The following is a 21,847-nucleotide window of genomic DNA, read 5'->3' as shown; positions in this document are numbered from 1 at the left end:
TCGTACATAGGGTGGATGCATGGATACGGGGATGACGGACGCCGCCGACGACCGGGACGAGCCGGTCCCGCAGCACGAACGGGTGCCGCAGGCCGAGCCCGTCTGGACCGGGCTGCCGCACGCGATGCTGCGGATGCGGCGGCTGCTCCTCGTGCTGTGGATGGTGCCGCTCGCGGTGGCGGCCGGCGTGCTGCCGGGCGTCTTCGCCGGGCCCGTGTGGGCGGTGTTCGCGCTGATCCCGCTCGGTCTCCTTGCCTGGGGCTGGCCGCTGCTCGGACGCAACTGGCGCTCCTGGCGATACGCGGAGCGGGCGGACGACCTGCTGATCCAGCGCGGCGTGCTCTGGCACGAGCAGACCGTGGTGCCGTACGGGCGGATGCAGCTCGTCGAGGTCGAGTCGGGGCCGTTCCAGCGGAAGTTCGGGCTGGCCAGCCTGCAGCTGCACACGGCCGCGGCGGCGACCGACGCGACGATCCCGGGACTCGAGCCGGCCGAGGCGGAACGCCTGCGGGACCGGCTGACCGAGCTGGGCGAGGCCCGTTCGGCGGGGCTGTGAACAGCGAACAGGCGCCCGGCACGAGCCCCGGCACCGGTACCGGGCCCGGGCCGGCGGACGCACCCGGCACCGCGGACGGACTCGACGCCACAGACGCACCCGACGCCGCAGACGCACCCGACGCCACGGACACCCCCGGCCAGGACTCCGGCGCCGAACGCCGGCTGCACCCCGTCACGCCGCTGCGCCGCGCCTGGGCGCCGGTCGCCGTGCTCGTCGGCTGGGCCGTGCACGACTTCGACCAGGCTCAGCGCCGGCTCTCCGACCTCACCGGCACCCATCTCCTGATCGGCCTGGGCATCCTGCTTGCGGCGGCGGCCCTTTACGGCTTCCTGAGCTGGTGGTTCACCCATTTCTCGGTCACCGAGACCGAGCTGCGCATCCGGACCGGCCTGATCTTCCGGCGTACCGCCCACATCCGGCTCGACCGGCTGCAGGCCGTCGACGTCAACCAGCCGCTGCTTGCCCGCTTCCTGGGCGTCGCCAAGCTGAAGATGGACGTCATCGGCACCGCCTCCAAGGACGAGCTGGCCTTCCTGTCCGACGCGGACGCCCGCGCGCTGCGCGCCGAACTGCTCGCCCGTGCCGCCGGTTTCGCCCCCGAGACCGCCAATGACATCGGCGAGGCCCCCGCCGAACAACTGCTGCACGTACCCCCGCGCAAGCTGCTCGTCGCACTGCTGCTCACGGGGTCCAGCTGGATGCTGCTGCTCGCGGCGCTGGCCGGACCACCGGTCCTGTGGTTCACCACGCACAGCGTCGGCCTGCTCATCGGCACCGGCATCCCGCTGCTCGGCGCCGCCTTCGCCAGCACGGTGGGGCGGTACGTGAAGGAGTACGACTGGACCGTCGGCGACTCACCGGACGGACTGCGGATCGATCACGGGCTGCTCGACAAGGCCCATGAGACGGTGCCGCCCGGCCGTGTGCAGACCGTACGGATCGTCGAGCCGCTGCTGTGGCGGCGGCGCGGCTGGGTCCGAGTCGAACTGGACGTGGCGGGCTCGTCCAACGACCTTCTTGTGCCGGTCGCCCCGCGCGAGGTCGCGGAGGCCCTGATCACACGGATCCTGCCGGGCGTGACCGTGCCGGCTGAACTGTCCGCGCCGCCCGCCNCCTGCCGGGCGTGACCGTGCCGGCTGAACTGTCCGCGCCGCCCGCCCGCGCCGCCTGGTGCATGCCCGTGTGGTGGCGGGGGCACGGACTCGCCGTCACCGACACCGTGTTCGCGTCCCGGCACGGACGGCTCACCCGCACACTCGCCCTCGTACCGCATGCGAAGGTGCAGAGCGTGCGGCTGCTCCAAGGGCCGTGGATGCGCCGCAGGTCGGTGGCGGACATCCATGTGGAGACGGGCGCGAACACGACGGTCGCGGCGCGGCTGCGGGGCGCGGACGAGGCCGCGGAACTGCTGCACTCCCAGGCGGACCGCTCCCGCACGGGGCGGCGGACGGCCCGGCCGGATCGGTGGATGGCTTGAGTCGTGTCCGCAGGGCCCGGGCGGTCTTTCGGCTCGGGCCGTCGGCTCAGGATCGGCTCGGGCCGTCGGCTCAGGAGATCGCCGAGCGCAGCTCCGCCACGTCGAGCTGCTCGGTCTCGTCGTGCGCCGTGAGGTCGATGACCTGGCCCACGCCGCGCTCCTCGGCGCCCGCGGCCGGGAACTCGGCCTCGGACTCCGCCTTGTGGATCGCCAGCGCCTCCGCGCCGACCACGTCCGCCAGGTCCTCGTTCTGCACGTCGTCCGGTACGTCTTCCGTGGCCGCGCCGAGCGGCTCGGCGGGGTGCTCCGTACCGTCGCCGCCGCTGTGCCCCTCCTCGGGGGCGTCCTTCGTGCCGAAGAAGTCGAAGCCGCCCACGGCCGTCACCCGCCGCGGCCGGTGCGGCACGACGGCCGCCGCCGCGGACACCGCGCCCTGCGCGGGCACCATGCGCTGCTCCGGGGCCGGCGTCCCGGTCGCGGATGCCCGGTCGTGCGAGGAGGCGTCGGCCGGGTCGTCGCCGGAGGCCTGCGCGTCGCCGGAGGGCGAGGCCTTGTCGGAGGGCGAGGACTTGTCGGACGCCGCGGACGCTCCGGTCGAACCCGCCTGGCGTGCCGCGCCGTTGGCCTGGTCCGCGCCGTTGCGCGTGAGGTTGTCGAGGGCCACGCCTGCGCGCAGGTAGAGCGAAGGGCTGAGGGTGCCGGACTCGGTGCCGCGCGAGCCGCCGCGGTCCGGACCGCTGCCGCCGGGCGGCAGTGCCTTGGCCGGGGCGGAGGCCTCGATCGCCAGCCGCCTGCGGCCCTCGAGCGCGCTCGCGCGCTCGGTCTCCGCCGTCGCGTACCGCCGAAGGAGGGCCGCGTGCTCGCCGCGCAGCGCGGCCAGTTCGCCCCGCTTGGCGCGGAGCTTGTGCTCCAGGCGGGTGCGCAGCTCGCGGGACTCCTCGACGTCGGACTCCAGCTCCGCCACCTGCTCCTCGTGCCGCCACTCGTCACTGGCGCGGGCACGGGTCAGCTCGGCCACCTGCTTGCCCGCCATACGGTCCCAGCGGCGCATCACCACGGCACCGACCACCGCGGCGCCTGCGGCGGCCGCGGCGAGGGAGCGCAGAATCACCGGATCCGCGAACAGCCAGGCGCCGGACGCGCACAGTACGGACGCGCCCGCGATCGTCGAGGGGGGCAGCAGCCGGTGCAGCGGTGGGGAATGGCGGTGACGTCCTCGTGGCATGGCCAGAAACTTACCGCGCGTGCGCAGCCTGTGAAGCCCCGCCCGCCAATCTGTTCCCTTGCGGTTACGTAAAGACGCGCGTGTTTCGGCCACTTGACTGCCACTCCTCGGGTACTCGGCCACCGGACTTGCCACGGGTGGTCGGCCGGACCCCCGTGACCGGCCGACCACCCGCGCCGCTACCGGCTACCGACTACTTGCCGATCAGCCCCTTGGACTCGAGGTAGTCCTTTGCCGCGTCGGCCTCCTTGACTCGCTCCGCGTCCACCTTCCTGTTGAGCACGACGAGGTCCTCCGTGGTGAGCGTCTCGGTGAGCTTTCCGAGGGCGTCGGCTATCTCCTTGCCGCCCGCGTCCTTGGCGTTCACCACCGGGAGGATGTTGTCCGCGTTCTGCAGCTTCTTGTCGTCGTCGAGCAGGACCAGGCCGAAGTTCTCCAGGGTCGCGTCCGTGGTGGTGGTGAGGACCAGCTGATCGGTGCCGTCCTTCACCGCCTGCTTGGCCTGCGGAGTGCCGACGCCCTTCGGGTCGATTCCGGTGACGTCGATTCCGTACGTCTTCTTCAGACCCGGGGCGCAGAACGGGCGGACCTCGCATTCGTCACCCGCCGCGATCTTCACCTTCAGATCCTTCTTCCCGAGATCCGAGAGCGTCTTGAGGCCGTTCTTCTTCGCATAGTCCTTCGTGACCGCAAAGGCGTTCTGGTCGACGGCCTTGCCCGCGGGCAGCACCTTCAGACCGCGCGGCCCGGCGAGCTTCTCGAGGGCGGCGACGGTGTCCTCGACATCGCTGGAGGCGACCGGCTTCGCATCCGGGCCGTTCTTCTCCGTGTTGAGGAATTCGGCGAGGGTCGCCGCGTATTCCGGGACGACGTCGATCTGGCCCTTCGCCAGGGCCGGTTCGTAGAGTTCGCGGTTCTCGACGGTCTTGATGGATGTCTCGTAACCGGCGTCGGCGAGTATCCGGCTGTAGAGCTCGGCCATCACCTTGGACTCGGTGAATCCCGCGGAGCCCACCACGATCCTGCCCTTGGCCGACGAACCGCCGTCCTTGCCGGAGTCCTTGCCCCCGTCGTCGCCCTCCAGGCTGTCACCGCCGCAGGCGGCGAGGCCCGCCGTCAGGGCGAGTACGGCGACCGCCGCCGAGGCCACGCGGGTGCCGCGCCGGTACTTGTGCATCAGGAACCACCGTTCAAAGAGAGAGATTGAGTGCGACGGCGCATCGGGTCGAACAGCCGCCCGCCCGCCACCAGTACAGCCTCCACGCACAGCGCGAGCACCGCGACCAGAAACGCACCGGCGACCACCTGCGGAGTGTCCCGCAGATTGAATCCGGCCGTGATGATCCGGCCGAGTCCGCCCTCGCCCGCCATCGCCGCAAGCGTCGCCGTGGCGACCACCTGCACCGCGGCCGAGCGGAGTCCGGTCATGATCAGCGGGTAGGCCAGCGGGAGTTCGACCCGTACGAAGACCTGCCGGCCGCTCATGCCCATGCCGCGCGCGGCCTCCACCACCGACCTGTCCACCTCGCGCATCCCGAGATAGGCGTTGGTCAGCAGCGGCGGCACCGCGAACAGCACGAGGGCGATGAGCGTCGGCACGTCCTCGTACGTACCGAGCGGGGTGAGCGAGAGCAGCACGAGCACCGCGAGGGTCGGGACGGCGCGGCCCACGTTCGAGATGTTGATCGCGAGGGCGCCGCCCTTGCCGATGTGCCCCAGATACAGCGCGATCGGCAGGGCGATCAGGCAGGCGACGAGCAGGCAGGTGCCGCTGAAGTAGAGGTGCTCCCCCAGGCGGTTCCACACGCCCTTCTCGCCCTGCCAGTTGTCACTCGTGCTCAGCCAGTCGTAGGCACCCGATATCGCGTTCATACCGCCTGCGCCACCTTCTCCACCGGGGTGCGGCGAGCGCGGCCGCGACGTATTCGGGTCCAGGGGGTGAGCCATCGCTGCAGGGCCAGGAGGAGCAGATCCGCCACCACCGCAAGCAGTACGCAGAGCACGGACGCGGTCAGCACCTGTGCCTTGAAGTCGGTGCGCAGGCCGGACATGATCAGGCCGCCGAGGCCGCCGTAGTCCACGATCGCGCCCACCGTGGTCAGGGCGACGGTCGACACCGTGGCGATCCGCACGCCGGCCATCAACGCGGGCAGCGCAAGCGGGAGTTCGACCTCCCAGAGGAGCCGCCACGGGCCGTACCCCATGCCGCGCGCGGCCTCCCGGGCATCGTCGGGCACCGCCTCGAGGCCCGCCAGGATGTTCCGCACCAGGACCGTGAGCGAGTACAGGACGAGGCCGGTGACCACGAGCGCGACCGAGAGCCCGAACACCGGCAGCAGCAGCGAGAACATCGCGAGCGACGGCAGCGAGTACAGCGCGGTCGTCAGGCCGAGCACCGGGCCGGCGAAGCGGCGTCCGGAGCGGGCCAGCAGCGCGAGCGGCAGCGCCACCGCAAGGCCGATGAGGACGGATGCGGCAGTGATCCCGATGTGCTCGACGGTGGCGTCGATCAACTCCTGGCTGCGGGAGCGGACATACTCGCCGCACACCCAGTCGTTCGCCACCAGGCAGCTCTGGCCCGCCATTCCCCCCGCCTCCCCGCTGTCCCGAAACGGTCGTCCGCGATTCGTCTGGTGACCCTAAACCCGACCACCGACAATCGCCGAGCCTCGTCCACAGCCGTTGTATTGCAGCAACATGGCTGTCACACAACACCCACCACAATGGGGAGTCATGATCCGGTTCGAGCACGTCACCAAGCGGTATCCCGACGGCACCACGGCCGTCGACGATCTGTCCTTCGAGGTCGCCGAGGGTGAACTGGTCACGCTCGTCGGCCCGTCCGGCTGTGGAAAGACCACCACCATGAAAATGGTGAACCGGCTGATCGAACCGACGTCGGGCCGCATCCTCCTCCAGGACGAGGACATATCCGACGTCGACGCCGTCGAACTCAGGCGCCGCATCGGCTACGTCATCCAGCAGGTCGGCCTCTTCCCGCACAAGACGGTCCTGGAGAACACCGCGACCGTCCCGCATCTGCTCGGCTGGAAGCGCGGCAAGGGCCGCGACCGCGCCGCCGAACTCCTCGACCTGGTCGGCCTCGACCCGTCGGTGTACGGGGACCGCTACCCCGACCAGCTGTCCGGCGGCCAGCGGCAGCGAGTGGGGGTGGCCCGCGCGCTCGCCGCCGACCCGCCGGTGCTGCTGATGGACGAGCCGTTCGGCGCGGTCGACCCGGTGGTCCGCGAGCACCTGCAGAACGAATTCCTGCGCCTCCAGGCCGCCGTACGCAAGACCGTCCTGTTCGTCACCCACGACATCGAGGAGGCCGTACGCCTCGGCGACCGCATCGCCGTCTACGGCGAGGGCCGCATCGAGCAGTACGACGCACCCGCCGCGGTCCTCGGCACCCCGGCGACGGACTACGTGGCCGACTTCGTCGGCGCCGACCGCGGCCTCAAGCGGCTCTCCGTCACCCCCATCGAGCCCGGCGACCTCGAACAGCCCCCGGTCGTACGCCTCGACGACCCGCTGGACCGAGCCGCCGAACAGCTGCGCGCCGAGGACGCACGCTGGGCCGTGGTCCTGGACGCCGACGACCAGCTGCACGGCTGGCTCTCCGCCGAGCAGGCCAAGGCGGGCGCCCTGGGCGACAAGCCCGGCACGGTGCGCGAACACGCGCGCCGTATGGAGGCCTGGCTGCCGGTCGGCGCCTCGCTCAAGCAGGCGTTCGCCACGATGCTGCAGCACGACGCGGGCTGGATCGCCGTGATCGACGAGGACTCGGTGGGCCACTTCCGGGGCGTACTCACTCCGGCGACGTTGCACGAGGCGCTGCGCCGTTCGACCGCCGCGGACGCCCGGGACATCACGCGCGCGGAGGTGGAACTCGAGACGGTCAGGGGCAGTTGAGGACCTGCGGGTACCGCTCAGCGCAGGCGGCCGCTGAGCCACTCCAGGGCCGCCGGGATCTCACGCCGCCAGGTGTTGAAGTTGTGCCCTCCGCTGTCCAGCGTGATCGACGAGACCCGGGCGGGCGGCCGTACCTTGCCGATGAAGCTCCTGGTGGCGCGGTAGTTGTCCTCGCCGTGCCTGCTGCTGGCGACCAGCAGCGAGACCGGCGGCGGTGGCTCGTGGTCCAGGAACCACAGCAGATCCGCGCGCTTCTCCAGTCTCCGGTCGCCGTGGAAGAGATCCCCCGTGGTGGGGTCCGCGGGGGCCCGGTACGCGGCCGAGAGCCCCGCTCCCGCGCCGAACCGGCCGGGATGGTGCAGGGCGAACTTCAGCGCGCAGTAACCGCCGGTGGAGTTCCCGATGGCGCCCCACCGGCCGCGGCCGGTGCCGACCCGGTAGTGCCCGGCCACCGCCTCCGGCACATCCTCGGCAAGGAACGTCTCGGTCCGCGGCCCGCCGGGCACGTCGACGCACTCGGTGTCCCGGGGCGGGGCCACCGTGGGCCGCATCATCACCAGGAGCATCGGTTGCATGCGCCCGGCGTGCGCCAGGGCGTGCGCCGTCTGCGGGTACTTGAGGCCCTTGAACAGCGCCCGCGCCGTACCCGGATAGCCGGTGAGCACCAGTGCCGCCCGGAAGGTCCGCGCACTGCCGGCCGGGCGGAAGTACTCCGGCGGTACGTAGACGTACGCGAGAGCCGCGAGTCCCGACCGGCGGCCCTCGATGCGGACCCGCTGGATCTGCCCGCCCTCGGCCGGGCGCGCCCCGCCCGGCACGTTCACGGTGCGGGTGCCGGTGACCTTCAGTGCGGCGGCAGGGCGGTCGTGGTCGACGACGACGCCGGGCTCGCGCTCCTGCCCGAAGAGGTCGGCCCAGGAGGCGTAGAAGCCGAAGGAGCGGTTCGCGGCCAGACCGAGCGAGGCGAAGATCGTCACCTGGGTGAGGGCGAGCAGCCCGATCCTGCCGAGCACCGCCCGCACGGTACGCCCCGCGAGCCGCGGCCAGAGCCAGACCGTGCCCGCGAACAGGAGCACGGCGAGCACCACGGCGAGCACCAGGACCCTGGCGCTGGTGAGCGTCATGCGGTGCCTCTCGTCTCGCGTCCACGGGACGGTCGCGTCCGCCCGTACAGACAGATCTGACCGCTCCCGCTCTCCCGCGAACCCGAAAGCACCCCACCGGCCGCACCCCGGCCAGGACCACCGGACTCCCGGTGGCACGGAGACCCCGCCCACCAGGCCTACGCTTGTCACATGAGTACGCTGCCTGGCCGCGGCCACGTCGAGGGCCTTCCGCACTGGGACCGCTGCGCCGTCATGGGCGTGGTCAATGTGACTCCCGACTCGTTCTCCGACGGGGGCCGCTGGTTCGACACCACGAAGGCCGTCAAGCACGGCCTCGACCTGGTCACCGAGGGAGCCGACCTGGTCGACGTCGGCGGCGAGTCGACCCGTCCCGGCGCCCCTCGGGTCGACGAGGACGAGGAACTGCGCCGGGTCGTCCCGGTGGTGCGCGGACTCGTCTCGGAGGGCGCCACCGTCTCCGTGGACACCATGCGCGCCTCGGTCGCCGAGCAGTCCCTGGCGGCCGGTGCGACCCTCGTCAACGACGTGAGCGGCGGGCTCGCCGACCCGGCGATGGTCCCTGTCGTGGCCGCCGCGGAAGTGCCCTTCGTGGTGATGCACTGGCGCGGCTTCAGCGAGGACATGAACAACCGCGCGGTCTACGACGACGTCGTCCCCGAGGTGCTCGCCGAGCTCCACTCGCGCGTGGAGGCCGTCGTCGCCGGCGGGGTGTCCCCCGAACGGATCGTGCTCGACCCCGGCCTCGGCTTCGCCAAGAACGCACCGCACGACCTGGCCCTCCTCGCCGGCCTGCGGCGGCTGCGCGAGCTCGGCCACCCGGTCCTGGTCGCCGCCTCCCGCAAGCGATTCCTCGGCCACATCCTGGCGGGCCCCGAGGGCGCTCCGCCGCCCGCGCGGGAACGCGACGCGGCCACCGCCGCCGTCTCCGCCATCGCCGCCCGCGAAGGGGCCTGGGCCGTCCGCGTGCACGAGGTGCGCGCCACGGCCGACGCCGTCCGCGTCGCCCGCGCCGTCGAAGGAGCCCTGTGACGTCCCCTGCGGACACCGAGGCGGTCGAGGCCGCCAACGCCGCCTACTACGAGGCGATGGAACGCGGCGACTTCGACGAGCTCTCGGACCGCTGGCTCTCCGGCGACGAGGGCGACGGCATCTCCTGTGTGCACCCCGGCTGGCCGCTGCTCACCGGCCGCGGCGAGGTGCTCAGGTCGTACGCCCTGATCATGGCGAACACCGAGTACATCCAGTTCTTCCTCACCGATGTGCGGGTCTCCGTGCACGGCGACACCGCCCTGGTGACCTGCACCGAGAACATCCTCAGCGGCGGCCCGGCCGAGGACGGCGCCGAACTCGGGCCGCTGGTCGGCCAGCTCGTCGTCGCGACCAATGTGTTCCGGCGCACCGCGGACGGCTGGCAGCTCTGGTCGCACCACGCGTCGCCCGTGCTCGCCGAGTCGGCGGACGAGTCCCCCGACGGCCCGGAGGGGACCGACGGCGATCCGGAGGACGGCACGGCCTGACGGCGCCCGCCGGCACGGCCCTGGCGCCCCCGTCGCAATTCAGCCGCCCGAGTGTGTGGGTGCCCGGCGGTGATTGGGAGCCTGGCCTCATGGGTATGGGCGGCTACCAGTCGCGGGCCGCGATGTCCATAGCCCCCGCGGGCGGGCGCTGTCGGAGTGCGCAGGTAGATTCGACCGTGGCCGGTACGCCGACCGCACTCGGCAGTGACCGGACCGACCGACGATTTCAGGAGTGATTCGCGTGGATCGTGTCGCGCTGCGCGGCCTCAGGGCCCGCGGGCATCACGGCGTGTTCCCCCGTGAGCGGGAAGAGGGCCAGACCTTCGTCGTGGATCTGGTTCTCGGCCTGGACACCAGGGCGGCCGCGGCCGACGACGACCTGGCGAAGACGGTGCACTACGGCGTGGTGGCGGAGGAGGTCGTCGCGGTCGTCGAGGGCGATCCGGTCGACCTGATCGAGACGCTCGCGGAGCGCATCGCCGCGCAGTGCCTGAAGCACGACGGAGTGCAGGAGGTCGAGGTCGTCGTGCACAAGCCGGAGGCCCCGATCACCGTGCCCTTCGACGACGTGACCATCACCATCACCCGGAGCCGAGTATGAAGCCCTCAAGCCACCCGGCGACCAGCCCCGACGGCACGTCCCCGGACCGCCCCGACTTCGGTGATCCGACCGTCCAGCCCGTGCCCGCGTCCGTGGTCGAGCAGGTCGACGCGGCCGACGCGACGCTGAACAACCCCAAGGACGCGGTGATCGCCCTCGGCAGCAATCTGGGCAACCGCCTGGAGACCCTGCAGGGCGCGGTCGACGCCCTCGAGGACACCCCAGGTCTGCGGGTCAAGGCGGTCTCCCCGGTCTACGAGACGGAGCCCTGGGGCGTCGAGCCGGGCACCCAGCCCTCGTACTTCAACGCGGTGACGATCGTCCGCACCACCCTCCCGCCGTCCTCCCTGCTCGAGCGGGCACACGCGGTCGAGGAGGCCTTCCACCGAGTACGGGACGAGCACTGGGGCCCCCGCACGATCGACGTCGACATCGTGTCGTACCAGGACGTCCTCTCCGAGGACCCGGACCTGGTCCTGCCGCACCCGCGGGCGCACCAGCGCGCCTTCGTCCTCGCGCCGTGGCACGACGTGGATCCCGAGGCACAGCTGCCGGGCCGCGGACCGGTCGCCGAGCTCCTCGAGGCCGTCACCCGCGAGGGCGTGGCACCGCGCGTGGACCTGGAACTCCGGCTGCCCGAGTAGTCGTTAGGGTCTACTGAGCAGCCGCGGCACCGGGGGCACCAGGGACCGCGGCGGCCGTACGACGAGACCGGACGACGGACCGGCGAAGACCACCGGCGGTCGGCCGGAGGACCACCGGCAGGACGAAGGGGCGGCCGTGAAGCTGCTGCGCATCAGGACGCTCATCGGTCTGTTCCTGGCGGCCGGGGTGATCTCCTGGGCCGGCGCGCGGCTCTGGGACTCCCTCGGGACCCTGCCGAGCATCCCCGTCGCCGCGCCCATCGTCCTCGCCGCCATCGCGGCGGTGCTGCTCGCCACCGCGCTGTCCTTCCGCTCCCGGCTGCGCGCCCAGCGCGAGCGCCGGCCGGGGGCCAAGGGCGTGGAGCCGCTGATGGCGGCCCGCGCCCTGGTCTTCGGGCAGGCGAGTGCCCTGGTGGCGTCGCTGGTCTGCGGCGTGTACGGCGGTGTCGGGGTGTTCCTGCTCTCGCTGCTCGAGGTGCCCGCGCGGCGCGACCAGGCGATCCACGCGGGCTTCTCGGTGCTCGCCGGGGCCGCCGTGGTCGTGGTGGCGCTGTTCCTCGAGCGGGTCTGCAAGCTTCCCGAAGACTCCGACGACAGCGATTCGGGCGAGGGCACGGCGACGGCGTAGTCCACCGTCTGCGACGGCACAGACCGCCGTCTCAGCCGTCGGGCCGCCGCCCGCGCATCACTTCGCCAGGATCAGGCTCATCGCCTCGGAGCGGGTCGTGGCGTCCCGCAGCTGCCCGCGCACGGCCGAAGTGGTCGTCTTGGCACCGGGCTTGCGGATGCCGCGCACCGACATGCACATGTGCTCGGCCTCGATCACCACGATCGCGCCACGGGCCTCGAGGATCCGCATCAGGGAGTCGGCGATCTGCGTGGTCAGCCGCTCCTGGACCTGCGGCCGGCGGGCGAACACCTCGACGAGGCGGGCCAGCTTCGACAGTCCGGTGATCTTGCCGCTCTCGGCCGGGATGTAGCCGACGTGCGCGACTCCGTGGAAGGGCAGCAGGTGGTGCTCGCAGAAGCTCACCAGCTCGATGTCCTTGACCAGCACCATCTCGTCGTGGCCGAGGTCGAAGGTCGTGGTCAGGACGTCCTCCGGCTCCTGCCAGAGTCCGGCCAGCAGCTCCCGGTACGCCCGGGCCACCCGGGCCGGGGTCTCCCGCAGGCCCTCGCGGTCGGGGTCCTCGCCGATCGCGGTCAGGAGCTCCCGCACGGCGTTCTCGGCCCGCTTCTCGTCGAACTCGCCTATCCGGGCGTCAGCGTCCAGCGTCACCGGGTCGGTCATCAGTGCCTCGTTCCTGTCCATCTGGCCTGCGGCGGGCATACGAAAGCGCCGCGCCCCCCAGGCTAGAACCAGGGGGGCGCGGCATCCATTCCGGGCCGGTGGGACCGCACGCGGTCCCGGGCGCAGGGTCAGCTCTCCGGGCGCTCCTCGGGGACCGGGTCGACCGCCTTGGTGAGGTCGGCCGGCGCGGCGTCCGCGGGGCCGGCCGTGACCGCGGGTGCGGTGCCGTTCGCCCCGTTGGTCAGGGAGAGTTCGCGGGGTGAGAGGACCGGCGGGCGGGTGGAGGGCGTACGCCGTGCCGAGCCGGTCCACGCCGGGCGGGCCGGGCGCTTCACGATCGGCGCGAAGATCTCGGCGATCTCCTCCTTGCCCAGGGTCTCCTTCTCCAGGAGCTGGAGGACGAGATTGTCCAGGACGTCCCGGTTCTCGACCAGGATTTCCCAGGCCTCGTTGTGCGCGGTCTCGATGAGCTTCTTGACCTCTTCGTCGACCAGGGCCGCGACCTCTTCCGAGTAGTCGCGCGGGTGACCCATCTCGCGTCCGAGGAACGGCTCCGTGTTGTCACCGCCGAACTTGATGGCGCCGAGCCGCTCGGTCATGCCGTACTGCGTGACCATGGCCCGGGCCGTGGCGGTGGCCTTCTCGATGTCGTTGGCCGCGCCGGTGGTCGGGTCGTGGAAGACCAGTTCCTCCGCGGCTCGCCCGCCCAGCATGTAGGCGAGCTGGTCCAGCATCTCGTTCCGCGTGGTGGAGTACTTGTCCTCGTCGGGCAGGACCATCGTGTAGCCGAGGGCTCTGCCGCGGGACAGGATCGTGATCTTGTGGACCGGGTCGGAATTCGGTGAAGCCGCCGCGACCAGGGCGTGACCGCCCTCGTGGTACGCGGTGATCTTCTTCTCCTTGTCCGACATGATCCGGGTCCGCTTCTGCGGTCCCGCCACGACCCGGTCGATCGCCTCGTCCAGGTAGTGGTTGTCGATCAGCTTCGCGTCGCTGCGGGCCGTGAGCAGGGCTGCCTCGTTCAGGACGTTCGACAGGTCCGCGCCCGTGAAGCCCGGGGTGCGGCGGGCGACGGCCGAGAGGTCGACGTCCGGGGCGACCGGCTTGCCCTTCTGGTGGACCTTGAGGATCTCCAGGCGGCCCTGCATGTCCGGGCGGTCGACCGCGATCTGGCGGTCGAAACGGCCGGGGCGCAGCAGCGCCGGGTCCAGGATGTCCGGCCGGTTGGTGGCGGCGATCAGGATGACGCCGCCCTTCACGTCGAAGCCGTCCATCTCGACGAGCAGCTGGTTCAGCGTCTGCTCGCGCTCGTCGTGGCCGCCGCCCATGCCCGCACCGCGGTGCCGGCCGACGGCGTCGATCTCGTCGACGAAGACGATCGCCGGGGCGTTCGCCTTGGCCTGCTCGAAGAGGTCGCGGACCCGGGAGGCACCGACACCGACGAACATCTCGACGAAGTCGGAACCCGAGATGGAGTAGAACGGGACGCCCGCCTCGCCCGCGACGGCGCGCGCGAGCAGCGTCTTGCCCGTACCGGGCGGGCCGTACAGCAGGACGCCCTTGGGGATCTTGGCGCCGACGGCCTGGAACTTCGCCGGCTCCTGCAGGAACTCCTTGATCTCGTGGAGCTCCTCGACCGCCTCGTCACTGCCCGCGACGTCCGAGAACGTCGTCTTGGGGGTGTCCTTGGTGATCAGCTTGGCCTTGGACTTCCCGAAGTTCATGACTCGGGAGCCGCCGCCCTGCATCTGATTCATCAGGAACAGGAACACGACGATGATCAGGACGAACGGCAGCAGAGTCAGCAGAATCCCGACGAACGGGTTCTGCTTCTCCGGCGAGACCGTGTAGCCCTCTTCGATGTCGCCGTTCTGGTAGTTCTCCTGCAGCGTCTGGGCGAGCTGCTGACCCTGCTCGCCGATGTAGCTCGCCTGGATCTTGGTGCCGCCGCCGTACTTGTCGTTGTCGGCGCCGTCCTTCAACTCGACCTTGATGGTGTTCTCATCACCGGTGGTCAGCTTGGCCGTCTTCGCCTGCTTGTCGTTGATGGCCCTGACGACCTCGGCGGTGTCCACCGTCTTGTAGCCGCCGGACGAGCCGACGACCTGCATCAACACGACCACGGCGAGGACGGCCAGCACGATCCACATGACCGGCCCACGGAAGTATCGCTTCACGTCCATCCATACGGAGCGGATTCGCCCCGTCCCTCCTGCCATAGTGAGTTTGATAAAGACTGTTCTTCGGACGGTACCCCAGCATTGTCACCCGCGACCGCAGGGGACGTCGGACAATCCTGGCTTCCCATGCTCCAACGGCGGGAACGCCACGAGGGTTCCCGCCGGCCTACCCGGCGCCCGGACGGGGGCTCTTGGGAGTCAGCCGCCGTACACGTGCGGGGCGAGGGTGCCGACGAACGGCAGGTTCCGGTACTTCTCCGCGTAGTCCAGGCCGTATCCCACGACGAACTCGTTGGGGATGTCGAAGCCGATCCACTTCACGTCGATGTCGACCTTCGCGGCGTCCGGCTTGCGCAGCAGCGTGCAGACCTCGAGGGATGCCGGCTCGCGGGAGCCCAGGTTCGACAGGAGCCAGGACAGGGTCAGGCCGGAGTCGATGATGTCCTCGACGATCAGGACGTGCCGGCCCTTGATGTCGGTGTCGAGGTCCTTGAGGATCCGCACCACTCCGGACGACTGGGTGCCGGCGCCGTACGAGGACACCGCCATCCAGTCCATGGTGACGGGGGTGGACAGGGCACGGGCCAGGTCCGCCATGACCATCACGGCACCCTTGAGGACACCGACCAGGAGCACGTCCTTGCCCGCGTACTCCGCGTCGATCTTCGCGGCCAGCTCCGCCAGCTTCGCGTCGATCTCTTCCTTGGTGAGGAGTACCGATTCGAGGTCGGTGCCCATGTCTTTCGCGTCCACCCGCACATCACTTTCGCATCGCCGGTCAGCCTTGCCGGATGACCAGTCTGCCACCCTGCCGCTGAGCCTCGACCCGGCCGGGGAGGTTGATGGCTCCCTGGCCGCGCCAGCCGGTGATCAGGCGGTCCATCTCCTCGATGTGCCGGGCGAAGAGCGAACCGGCGGGCGCACCGGCCTCGATCGCGGCTCGGCGCAGGATCCGGCGTCGCACGGCGGAGGGCAGGGCGTAGAGGCCGGCGCACTCGAGGCGGCCCGATTCGTCGCGGACCGAGGCCTCGGCGCGGGCGGCCCAGTCGTCGAGGGCGTCGGCATCGTCGCGGGAGAGCTGGGCCGTACGGGCGAGGGCCTCGACGACGCCCTTGCCGAGCGCCTTCTCCAGGGCGGGCAGGCCCTCGTGGCGCAGCCGGGAGCGGGTGTACGTCGGGTCCGCGTTGTGCGGGTCGTCCCAGACGGGCAGCGACTGGACCAGGCAGGCCTTGCGGGCGGTCTGCCGGTCGAGGTGCAGGAAGGGACGGCGGTAGCGGGCGGCGGCGCCGCGGCCCGGGGAGACGGCGGCCATGCCGGAGAGCGAGCGGATGCCGGAGCCGCGGGCGAGGCCGAGCAGAACGGTTTCGGCCTGGTCGTCGCGGGTGTGGCCGAGCAGCACCGCGGCGGCGCCGTGGCGCTCGGCGGCGGCGTCGAGCGCGGCATAGCGCGCGTCACGGGCGGCGGCCTCGGGGCCGCCGTCCCGGCCGACGTCGACGGCGACGGACTCGACCGGGTCGAGGCGCAGCGCGGTCAGGCGCGCGACGACATCGGCCGCGCGGTCGTCGGACCCGGGCTGCAGTCCGTGGTCGACGGTGATGCCGCCGGCGCGGATGCCGAGCTTGGGGGCTTCGAAGGCGAGGGCGGAGGCGAGCGCCATGGAGTCGGCGCCGCCGGAGCACGCCACGAGCACGAGCGGCGGCCTGGCCGCTTCGCGGGTGGCGGGAACGGTGGGGGTGGGGCTGGGGGCGCTCGCCGCGACAGGGGCGCCGTTCGCGGAAACGGTTTGCGCCGCGCACCCGCGCGCCGCCTGATCGGACAGTACGTCGTGGAGTACGCGGCGGACCGCCAGGCGTATCGCCGCGACCGCAGGATGGGGACCCATGGTCCGGTTCCCTTCGTGAAGTTCGGGAATGTGCGTCGGTTCGGTCACTCGGGGGTCCGGTGCGCCTGGACCTTCGAGATCGGTCACACAGAGTGCGTCGATGGTGACAGAAGCGAGCCGTTCCCCGAGCATCGCACGCCTACCGGGAGCCCACGGTCCCTCGGACGGGTGATTGGCGGGTCTTCATTCTGCCGTCGCGGGCGCAGCGGCCTATGACTCTGCCTTACGGTGCACCCGCGCGACCCAGTCCGCCGGTTTGGCGATCTCCGCCTTGGTGGGCAGCGTGTTCGGTGATGTCCAGACGCGGTTGAAGCCGTCCATGCCGACCTCCTCGACGACGGCCCGGACGAACCGCTCGCCGTCCCGGTACTGGCGGAGCTTGGCGTCCAGGCCGAGCAGCTTGCGCAGTGCCAGGTCAAGGCGGGAGGCGCCCTTGGCCCTGCGCTCCTTGAACTTCTCGCGGATCTCCGCGACGGAGGGCACGACGGCCGGTCCGACGCCGTCCATCACGAAGTCCGCATGCCCTTCGAGCAGGGACATCACTGCGGTGAGGCGGCCGAGCGTCTCGCGCTGCTCGGGCGTCTGCACCAGCTCCACCAGGGAGCGGCCGCCGTCCTCGCCGTCGGTCTCCGAGGGGTCCGTGCGATTGCCGGCGAGCGCCCCGGCGGCCTCGCGCAGCCGCTCGAGGACGGTCATCGGGTCGACCTCGGTCTCACCGAGAAAAGTCTGGATCTCGCCCTCGAGGTGGTCCCGCAGCCAGGGGACTCCGGTGAACTGGGTGCGGTGCGTCTCCTCGTGCAGGCAGACCCAGAGCCTGAAGTCGTGCGGGTCCACGTCGAGTTCGCGCTCCACGTGGACGATGTTGGGCGCGACGAGGAGGAGCCGGCCGCCGCCCGCCGCGGCCGGCAGCTCGCGGCTCGGCGGGGCGAAGGTCTCGTACTGGCCGAGCACCCGCGAGGAGAGGAACGACAGGAGCATGCCGACCTCGACGCCGGTGACCTTGCCGCCGACCGCGCCGAGGACCGCGCCGCCGGGTCCGCTCGGGCGGCGTTCGCGCATCTTGTCCAGGAGGGGCTTGAGCACCTCGCGGAAGCCCGCGACATTGGCCCGCACCCAGCCGGGGCGGTCCACCACGAGGACGGGGGTGTCGTGCACCTCTTCCGTCGCCATCCTGGTGAAGGAACGGACGTGCTCCTCCGAGGACTTGGCGTGCGCGCGCAGCTCGGCGACGACGGCGCGCGCCTCCTCGCGGCCGATCTCGGGACCCGGCCTCGCGAGCCGGGTCGCGGTCGCCACCGCGAGGTTCCAGTCGACCATCTCCGCTCCACCGATGCTCGTCATGCGTCAACCGTACGTGCTGGAACGGCCGGACGGAGGAGCTTGGGGCGCCGGGATCAGCGGCAGCCGCAGTTGGCGATGGCGGAGGCGAGGCGGTCGAGGGCGTCCTGGGCCGCCTGCGGGGCGACGGTCTTGGAGGCCGTGAAGGCGAAGACCAGAAGCCGGCCGTCGGCGTCCACGACCGACCCTGCGAGGGTGTTGATGCCGGTCAGGGTGCCGGTCTTGGCGCGGACCAGGCCGGTGCCGGGGGCCGCGCCGTCGCCTTCGTAGCGGCTCGCGAGGGTGCCGGTGAATCCGGCGACGGGCAGGCCGGTCAGGACGGGCCGGAGCTCCGGGCGCTTCGGGTCTGCGGCCGCCGCGAGCAGGCCGGTGAGCAGCCGGGCGGTGATCCGGTCGTCGCGGTCGAGGCCGCTGCCGTCGGCGAAGCGGGTGCCGGAGACCGGGAGGCCGAGCTTGCCGAGGCGGGCCTTGACGGCCTTCTCGGCGCCGGCGAACGAGGCCTTCTCGCCGCCCTCGAGGGCGACCTGGCGGGCCAGTGCCTCGCCGATGTCGTTGTCGCTGTTCGTCAGCATCCGCTCGACCAGGGCGGACAGCGGCGCGGAAGAGGTCTCGGCCAGCGGCTTCGCCTTCTTCGGGGCCTTGTGCTCGCCGGGCGGTCCGTCGACCTTCACGCCGCGGTCCTCGAGGAGGTCCGCGAAGGTGCGGGCCGCGTCGCCCGCCGGGTCGCCGCTGCGCGGGGCCGGGCCCTTGGCGGAGTCGTCGAGGCGACCCTCGTCGGCCATCAGGGCGGTGACGGGCGCCAGGTTGTCGTTCGGGCCGATGGGGTGCTGGTCGGTGCCGGCGTAGCGGGAGACGTCGTACGAGAGCTTGATGCCGGCGGGCTTCTTGCCGCCCTTGCCGCCCTTGCCGTCCTTACCGGCCTTCTCGCCCTTGCCGGCGCCGGCGCCGTCCGCACGCTGCTTCAGCGCCTCGGCCGTGTCGTCCGCCAGCTTCCGCAGGCTCGCGCTCCCGTCGGCGTCCTTGCGGGCGGTCAGGGTCGGGTCGCCGGCGCCGACCAGGGTCAGCTTGTCGGAGCCCTGCTCGGCGACCACGCGCGTGGTCAGGCGGTGGTCGGGCCCGAGGGCCGCGAGCGCGGCGGTCGCCGTGGCGATCTTGGTGGTGGAGGCGGGGACGACGGCCTTTCCGGCCTTGGACCCGTAGACGGTGTCGCCGGTCGCCGCGTCGACCACCGAGGCGGTGCGGTCCGGGCCGAGCGCGGAGTCCTTCAGGAGCGGTTCGAGTACGTCGGCGAGCGCGCCCTCGGTCGGCGCGGGCACCGAGCCCCCCGATCCGTCGCCACCCTCCGAGGCGCCGAGCGCCGCGAGCACGCCGGGTGCGCTGGGTGCGGTCGCCGGTCCGCGCCCCGTCGAGCCGTGATCTGCGCCACCCAGGCGCTCCTGGGCGACCGCCCGGTCCCGCTCGGCCGTACGCTGGCCTGAGTCCCAGGGACCGGCCGCGGTCGCCACGGCGGCGGCCAGTGCCAGGCCGGCGGTGGCCGCTCCCGCCGTGAGCTTCAGCGTCGAGAGCGTACTGGGCGTCGTGGACTTCGGGAGTTGCCGAAGCCACTGCGCCGGCCCTCCGGCCTTGGACTCGGGCACCTCGGACCAGCCCCTTTCGCGATCACACTCCTGCGTGAGGGACACTTAATCACTCGTTGTATGTGCTGATCATGGAGGAGCCACCGGTGGAGTTCGACGTCACGATCGAGATTCCGAAGGGTTCGCGGAACAAGTACGAGGTGGACCACGAGACCGGTCGGATCCGTCTGGACCGCCGGCTCTTCACGTCCACCAGCTACCCGGCCGACTACGGCTTCGTCGAGAACACCCTCGGCGAGGACGGCGACCCGCTGGACGCCCTGGTCATCCTGGATGAGCCGACCTTCCCGGGCTGCCTCATCACCTGCCGCGCGATCGGCATGTTCCGGATGACCGACGAGGCCGGCGGCGACGACAAGCTGCTGTGCGTCCCGGCCTCCGACCCCCGGGTGGAGCACCTGCGGGACATCCACCACGTCTCGGAGTTCGACCGCCTGGAGATCCAGCACTTCTTCGAGGTCTACAAGGACCTGGAGCCCGGCAAGTCCGTCGAGGGCGCCGACTGGGTCGGCCGCACCGAGGCCGAGACCGAGATCGAGAAGTCGTACAAGCGCTACGAGGCGCAGGGCGGGCACTGACCGACCCGCCGGGAGGAGTCAGACCTCCCACTGTCCTAGTACGGACGGGCCGCACGACCCCTGAGGGGATCGGGCGGCCCGTTCGTGCGTACGTGCGCATACTGGGCGTGAGCCCTGTGACCAGGAGCAGGAAGGAGGAGCCGACAGCCGTGGCCGAGGCCGAGGAGGACGACCGCAAACCGCAGTCGGACGAAGCGCGCAGCGCGTTCGCCCCGGTCGGCGGAGTCGAGGCGCCGGGCGTTCCCGAGGAGGAGCATCCGACCTCGGAGTTCACCATCCCGGAGGGGCTGCAGATCCCGCCGGCTCCGGCGGACGAGCAGGAGTCCTCGGCGTTCACTCCCCCGGTGACGTACGAGGCGACGCGGGCCGCGGTCACGTTCACACCGCCCGAGGGCATCCCGATCGTCCGGCTCACCAAGGACGTGCCCTGGCAGGACCGGATGCGCACCATGCTGCGCACTCCGGTGGCCGACCGTCCCGCGCCCGAGGCGACGCAGCGGCCGGAGGAGGAGGGCCCGGCGGTGCCGCGCGTCCTCGACCTGACGCTGCGTATCGGCGAGCTGCTGCTCGCGGGCGGTGAGGGCGCGGAGGACGTGGAAGCGGCGATGTTCGCGGTCTGCCGCAGCTATGGGCTCGACCGATGCGAGCCGACGGTCACCTTCACGCTGATCTCGATCTCGTACCAGCCGTCCCTGGTCGACGATCCGGTGACGGCCTCGCGGACGGTACGGCGGCGCGGCACCGACTACACGCGGCTCGGCGCCGTGTTCCGGCTTGTGCACGACATCAGCGACGAGGACGTCGACGTCACCCTCGAGGAGGCGTACCGGCGGCTCGCCGCGATCCGCAGGAACCGCCACCCGTATCCGGGCTGGGCCCTGACGGCGGCGGCGGGGCTGCTGTCCGGATCGGCCTCCGTCCTGGTCGGCGGCAATGCGGCGGTGTTCGTGGCCGCGGCGATCGGCGCGATGCTCGGCGACCGGTTCGCCTGGCTGCTCGCCGGGCGCGGAATGCCGGAGTTCTACCAGTTCGTGGTGGCCGCGATGCCGCCTGCCGCGGTCGGTGTGGCGATGAGCCTCTGGGACCTGCCGGGGGTACGGGCCTCCGCGGTGATCACCGGTGGTCTCTTCGCGCTGATCCCGGGGCGGGCGCTGGTCGCGGGCGTGCAGGACGGTCTGACCGGCTACTACATCACCGCTGCCGCGCGGCTGCTGGAGGTCGCGTATCTGGTCGTCGGCATCGTCTGCGGCGTGCTCATGGTGCTGTATCTCGGAGTGGTCCTGGACGCCGGACTCAATCCGGAGACCGAGATCCACAGCCCGAACCGGCCGGTGATCCAGATCCTGGTCTCGATGTCGCTGAGTCTGGCCTTCGCGATCCTGCTCCAGCAGGAACGTTCGACGGTGCTCCTGGTGACCCTGAACGGCGGGGTGGCCTGGGTGATATACGGCGCGATCGCCCCCGCGGGCGGATACTCGCCGGTGGCGGCCACCGCGCTGGCGGCCGGTCTGGTGGGGCTCTTCGGGCAGCTGCTCTCGCGCTACCGGTTCGCGTCCGCGCTGCCGTTCGTGACGGCGGCGATCGGGCCGCTGCTGCCCGGTAGTGCCACGTACTTCGGCCTGCTCGAGATCGCCCGGAACGATCTGAACGCCGGGCTCGCCTCGCTCTCCAAGGCCGCGGCGCTCGCGCTCGCCATCGCGATCGGCGTGAACCTGGGCAGCGAAATGGCCCGGCTCTTCATCAAGGTGCCGGGCCAGGAGGATCCGACCGGACGCCGCGCGGCCAAGCGGACCCGCGGCTTCTGACCCGGGCCGCCCCCGCCGTACGACGGGAGCGGCCCGGCCGGGTCAGCGCTTGGCGTGGCGCCCGCGCGGCG

At 71.7% G+C, this 21,847-nt stretch carries 21 protein-coding genes and 1 pseudogene; 11 read left to right on the top strand and 11 right to left on the bottom strand.

Translation table 11 applies throughout. The annotated features are described in order from the left end of the window. Positions 1-19 precede the first annotated feature (19 nt). The 3 genes and pseudogenes from DY218_RS34510 to DY218_RS35060 form a co-directional block, all read left to right on the top strand. Positions 20-556 carry a PH domain-containing protein gene (locus DY218_RS34510; RefSeq protein WP_199566709.1) on the top strand — a complete coding sequence of 179 codons (537 nt, stop codon included), beginning with the start codon at positions 20-22 and terminating at the stop codon, positions 554-556. Continuing rightward, a pseudogene (locus DY218_RS12705) lies at positions 553-1,671 on the top strand (PH domain-containing protein); the annotation flags it as partial. The gene DY218_RS34510 and the pseudogene DY218_RS12705, both read left to right, overlap by 4 nt. Position 1,672: 1 nt before the next feature. Then, on the top strand, positions 1,673-2,036 hold a 364-nt coding region (locus tag DY218_RS35060), incomplete at its 5' end, for a PH domain-containing protein (RefSeq protein WP_233521562.1). 70 nt (positions 2,037-2,106) lie between these two features. On the opposite strand, the gene DY218_RS12700 is transcribed toward DY218_RS35060, so the two are convergent. The 4 genes from DY218_RS12700 to DY218_RS12685 all read right to left on the bottom strand — a co-directional run bounded on the left by DY218_RS12700 (position 2,107) and on the right by DY218_RS12685 (position 5,846). After that, positions 2,107-3,261, bottom strand: coding sequence for a coiled-coil domain-containing protein (locus tag DY218_RS12700; RefSeq protein ID WP_128556091.1), 1,155 nt, complete (start codon positions 3,259-3,261; stop codon positions 2,107-2,109). A 193-nt stretch (positions 3,262-3,454) separates the two neighbouring features. Next, positions 3,455-4,438 carry an ABC transporter substrate-binding protein gene (locus DY218_RS12695; RefSeq protein WP_128556090.1) on the bottom strand — a complete coding sequence of 328 codons (984 nt, stop codon included), beginning with the start codon at positions 4,436-4,438 and terminating at the stop codon, positions 3,455-3,457. Then, entirely contained in the window at positions 4,438-5,133 is a 696-nt protein-coding gene (locus DY218_RS12690) for an ABC transporter permease (RefSeq protein WP_128556089.1), read from the bottom strand. Before DY218_RS12690 ends, DY218_RS12695 begins: the two co-directional genes overlap by 1 nt. Then, entirely contained in the window at positions 5,130-5,846 is a 717-nt protein-coding gene (locus DY218_RS12685) for an ABC transporter permease (protein ID WP_128556088.1), read from the bottom strand. Before DY218_RS12685 ends, DY218_RS12690 begins: the two co-directional genes overlap by 4 nt. 148 nt (positions 5,847-5,994) lie before the next feature. Here DY218_RS12685 and DY218_RS12680 point away from each other — a divergent pair, with 148 nt between their 5' ends. Then, entirely contained in the window at positions 5,995-7,176 is a 1,182-nt protein-coding gene (locus DY218_RS12680) for an ABC transporter ATP-binding protein (RefSeq protein WP_128556087.1), read from the top strand. A gap of 17 nt (positions 7,177-7,193) precedes the next feature. Here the strand turns inward: DY218_RS12680 and DY218_RS12675 are convergent, their stop codons facing one another. Further along, on the bottom strand, positions 7,194-8,300 hold the full coding sequence (locus tag DY218_RS12675) for an alpha/beta hydrolase (RefSeq protein ID WP_128556086.1): 1,107 nt from the start codon (positions 8,298-8,300) through the stop codon (positions 7,194-7,196). Between the two features lie 171 nt (positions 8,301-8,471). On the opposite strand from DY218_RS12675, the gene folP reads away from it, so the two are divergent. The 5 genes from folP to DY218_RS12650 all read left to right on the top strand — a co-directional run bounded on the left by folP (position 8,472) and on the right by DY218_RS12650 (position 11,693). Next, on the top strand, positions 8,472-9,332 hold the full coding sequence (gene folP, locus DY218_RS12670) for a dihydropteroate synthase (protein WP_128556085.1): 861 nt from the start codon (positions 8,472-8,474) through the stop codon (positions 9,330-9,332). After that, on the top strand, positions 9,329-9,820 hold the full coding sequence (locus DY218_RS12665) for a nuclear transport factor 2 family protein (RefSeq protein ID WP_128556084.1): 492 nt from the start codon (positions 9,329-9,331) through the stop codon (positions 9,818-9,820). The genes folP and DY218_RS12665 overlap by 4 nt, the downstream gene beginning before the upstream one ends. A 241-nt stretch (positions 9,821-10,061) precedes the next feature. Then, the gene (gene folB / locus DY218_RS12660) at positions 10,062-10,421 is read left to right on the top strand and encodes a dihydroneopterin aldolase (RefSeq protein ID WP_128556083.1); all 360 of its coding nucleotides are present in this window, start codon (positions 10,062-10,064) and stop codon (positions 10,419-10,421) included. Continuing rightward, the gene (folK, locus tag DY218_RS12655) at positions 10,307-11,065 is read left to right on the top strand and encodes a 2-amino-4-hydroxy-6-hydroxymethyldihydropteridine diphosphokinase (protein ID WP_233521561.1); all 759 of its coding nucleotides are present in this window, start codon (positions 10,307-10,309) and stop codon (positions 11,063-11,065) included. Before folB ends, folK begins: the two co-directional genes overlap by 115 nt. Positions 11,066-11,201: 136 nt before the next feature. After that, positions 11,202-11,693, top strand: coding sequence for a DUF3180 domain-containing protein (locus DY218_RS12650; RefSeq protein WP_128556081.1), 492 nt, complete (start codon positions 11,202-11,204; stop codon positions 11,691-11,693). A gap of 57 nt (positions 11,694-11,750) precedes the next feature. On the opposite strand, the gene folE is transcribed toward DY218_RS12650, so the two are convergent. The 6 genes from folE to dacB form a co-directional block, all read right to left on the bottom strand. After that, entirely contained in the window at positions 11,751-12,356 is a 606-nt protein-coding gene (gene folE, locus DY218_RS12645) for a GTP cyclohydrolase I FolE (RefSeq protein ID WP_128556080.1), read from the bottom strand. A 128-nt stretch (positions 12,357-12,484) separates the two neighbouring features. Beyond that, on the bottom strand, positions 12,485-14,539 hold the full coding sequence (gene ftsH, locus DY218_RS12640; RefSeq protein ID WP_128556079.1) for an ATP-dependent zinc metalloprotease FtsH: 2,055 nt from the start codon (positions 14,537-14,539) through the stop codon (positions 12,485-12,487). A 195-nt stretch (positions 14,540-14,734) separates the two neighbouring features. Beyond that, entirely contained in the window at positions 14,735-15,274 is a 540-nt protein-coding gene (gene hpt / locus DY218_RS12635) for a hypoxanthine phosphoribosyltransferase (protein WP_128556100.1), read from the bottom strand. A 40-nt stretch (positions 15,275-15,314) separates the two neighbouring features. After that, the gene (gene tilS, locus DY218_RS12630) at positions 15,315-16,418 is read right to left on the bottom strand and encodes a tRNA lysidine(34) synthetase TilS (RefSeq protein ID WP_128556078.1); all 1,104 of its coding nucleotides are present in this window, start codon (positions 16,416-16,418) and stop codon (positions 15,315-15,317) included. Between the two features lie 210 nt (positions 16,419-16,628). Then, positions 16,629-17,759, bottom strand: a complete 1,131-nt coding sequence (locus DY218_RS12625; RefSeq protein WP_128556077.1) for a zinc-dependent metalloprotease — start codon at positions 17,757-17,759, stop codon at positions 16,629-16,631. Positions 17,760-17,812: 53 nt separating this feature from the next. Further along, complete coding sequence (gene dacB / locus DY218_RS12620) at positions 17,813-19,393, bottom strand: D-alanyl-D-alanine carboxypeptidase/D-alanyl-D-alanine endopeptidase (RefSeq protein WP_407703609.1); 1,581 nt, start codon at positions 19,391-19,393, stop codon at positions 17,813-17,815. Positions 19,394-19,479: 86 nt separating this feature from the next. Here dacB and DY218_RS12615 point away from each other — a divergent pair, with 86 nt between their 5' ends. Continuing rightward, on the top strand, positions 19,480-19,971 hold the full coding sequence (locus DY218_RS12615; protein ID WP_128556075.1) for an inorganic diphosphatase: 492 nt from the start codon (positions 19,480-19,482) through the stop codon (positions 19,969-19,971). A gap of 149 nt (positions 19,972-20,120) precedes the next feature. Beyond that, on the top strand, positions 20,121-21,776 hold the full coding sequence (locus DY218_RS12610) for a threonine/serine exporter family protein (protein WP_128556074.1): 1,656 nt from the start codon (positions 20,121-20,123) through the stop codon (positions 21,774-21,776). The last annotated feature ends 71 nt before the right edge of the window (positions 21,777-21,847 follow it).

The sequence above is a fragment of the Streptomyces triticagri genome, assembly GCF_003429565.1.
GTDB lineage: Bacteria > Actinomycetota > Actinomycetes > Streptomycetales > Streptomycetaceae > Streptomyces > Streptomyces triticagri.
This window is presented reverse-complemented; position numbering and strand designations above follow the sequence as displayed.

Excerpts from the sequence above, each read along its gene's own strand:
- DY218_RS12675 (WP_128556086.1), bottom strand. The coding sequence starts at position 8,300 with ATGACGCTCACCAGCGCCAGGGTCCTGGTGCTCGCCGTGGTGCTCGCC.
- DY218_RS12695 (WP_128556090.1), bottom strand. The coding sequence starts at position 4,438 with ATGCACAAGTACCGGCGCGGCACCCGCGTGGCCTCGGCGGCGGTCGCC.
- DY218_RS34510 (WP_199566709.1), top strand. The coding sequence starts at position 20 with ATGGATACGGGGATGACGGACGCCGCCGACGACCGGGACGAGCCGGTC.
- tilS (WP_128556078.1), bottom strand. The coding sequence starts at position 16,418 with ATGGGTCCCCATCCTGCGGTCGCGGCGATACGCCTGGCGGTCCGCCGC.
- DY218_RS12680 (WP_128556087.1), top strand. The coding sequence starts at position 5,995 with ATGATCCGGTTCGAGCACGTCACCAAGCGGTATCCCGACGGCACCACG.
- DY218_RS12690 (WP_128556089.1), bottom strand. The coding sequence starts at position 5,133 with ATGAACGCGATATCGGGTGCCTACGACTGGCTGAGCACGAGTGACAAC.
- folE (WP_128556080.1), bottom strand. The coding sequence starts at position 12,356 with ATGACCGACCCGGTGACGCTGGACGCTGACGCCCGGATAGGCGAGTTC.
- DY218_RS12700 (WP_128556091.1), bottom strand. The coding sequence starts at position 3,261 with ATGCCACGAGGACGTCACCGCCATTCCCCACCGCTGCACCGGCTGCTG.
- ftsH (WP_128556079.1), bottom strand. The coding sequence starts at position 14,539 with ATGGACGTGAAGCGATACTTCCGTGGGCCGGTCATGTGGATCGTGCTG.
- folP (WP_128556085.1), top strand. The coding sequence starts at position 8,472 with ATGAGTACGCTGCCTGGCCGCGGCCACGTCGAGGGCCTTCCGCACTGG.
- DY218_RS12625 (WP_128556077.1), bottom strand. The coding sequence starts at position 17,759 with ATGACGAGCATCGGTGGAGCGGAGATGGTCGACTGGAACCTCGCGGTG.
- hpt (WP_128556100.1), bottom strand. The coding sequence starts at position 15,274 with ATGGGCACCGACCTCGAATCGGTACTCCTCACCAAGGAAGAGATCGAC.
- DY218_RS12685 (WP_128556088.1), bottom strand. The coding sequence starts at position 5,846 with ATGGCGGGCCAGAGCTGCCTGGTGGCGAACGACTGGGTGTGCGGCGAG.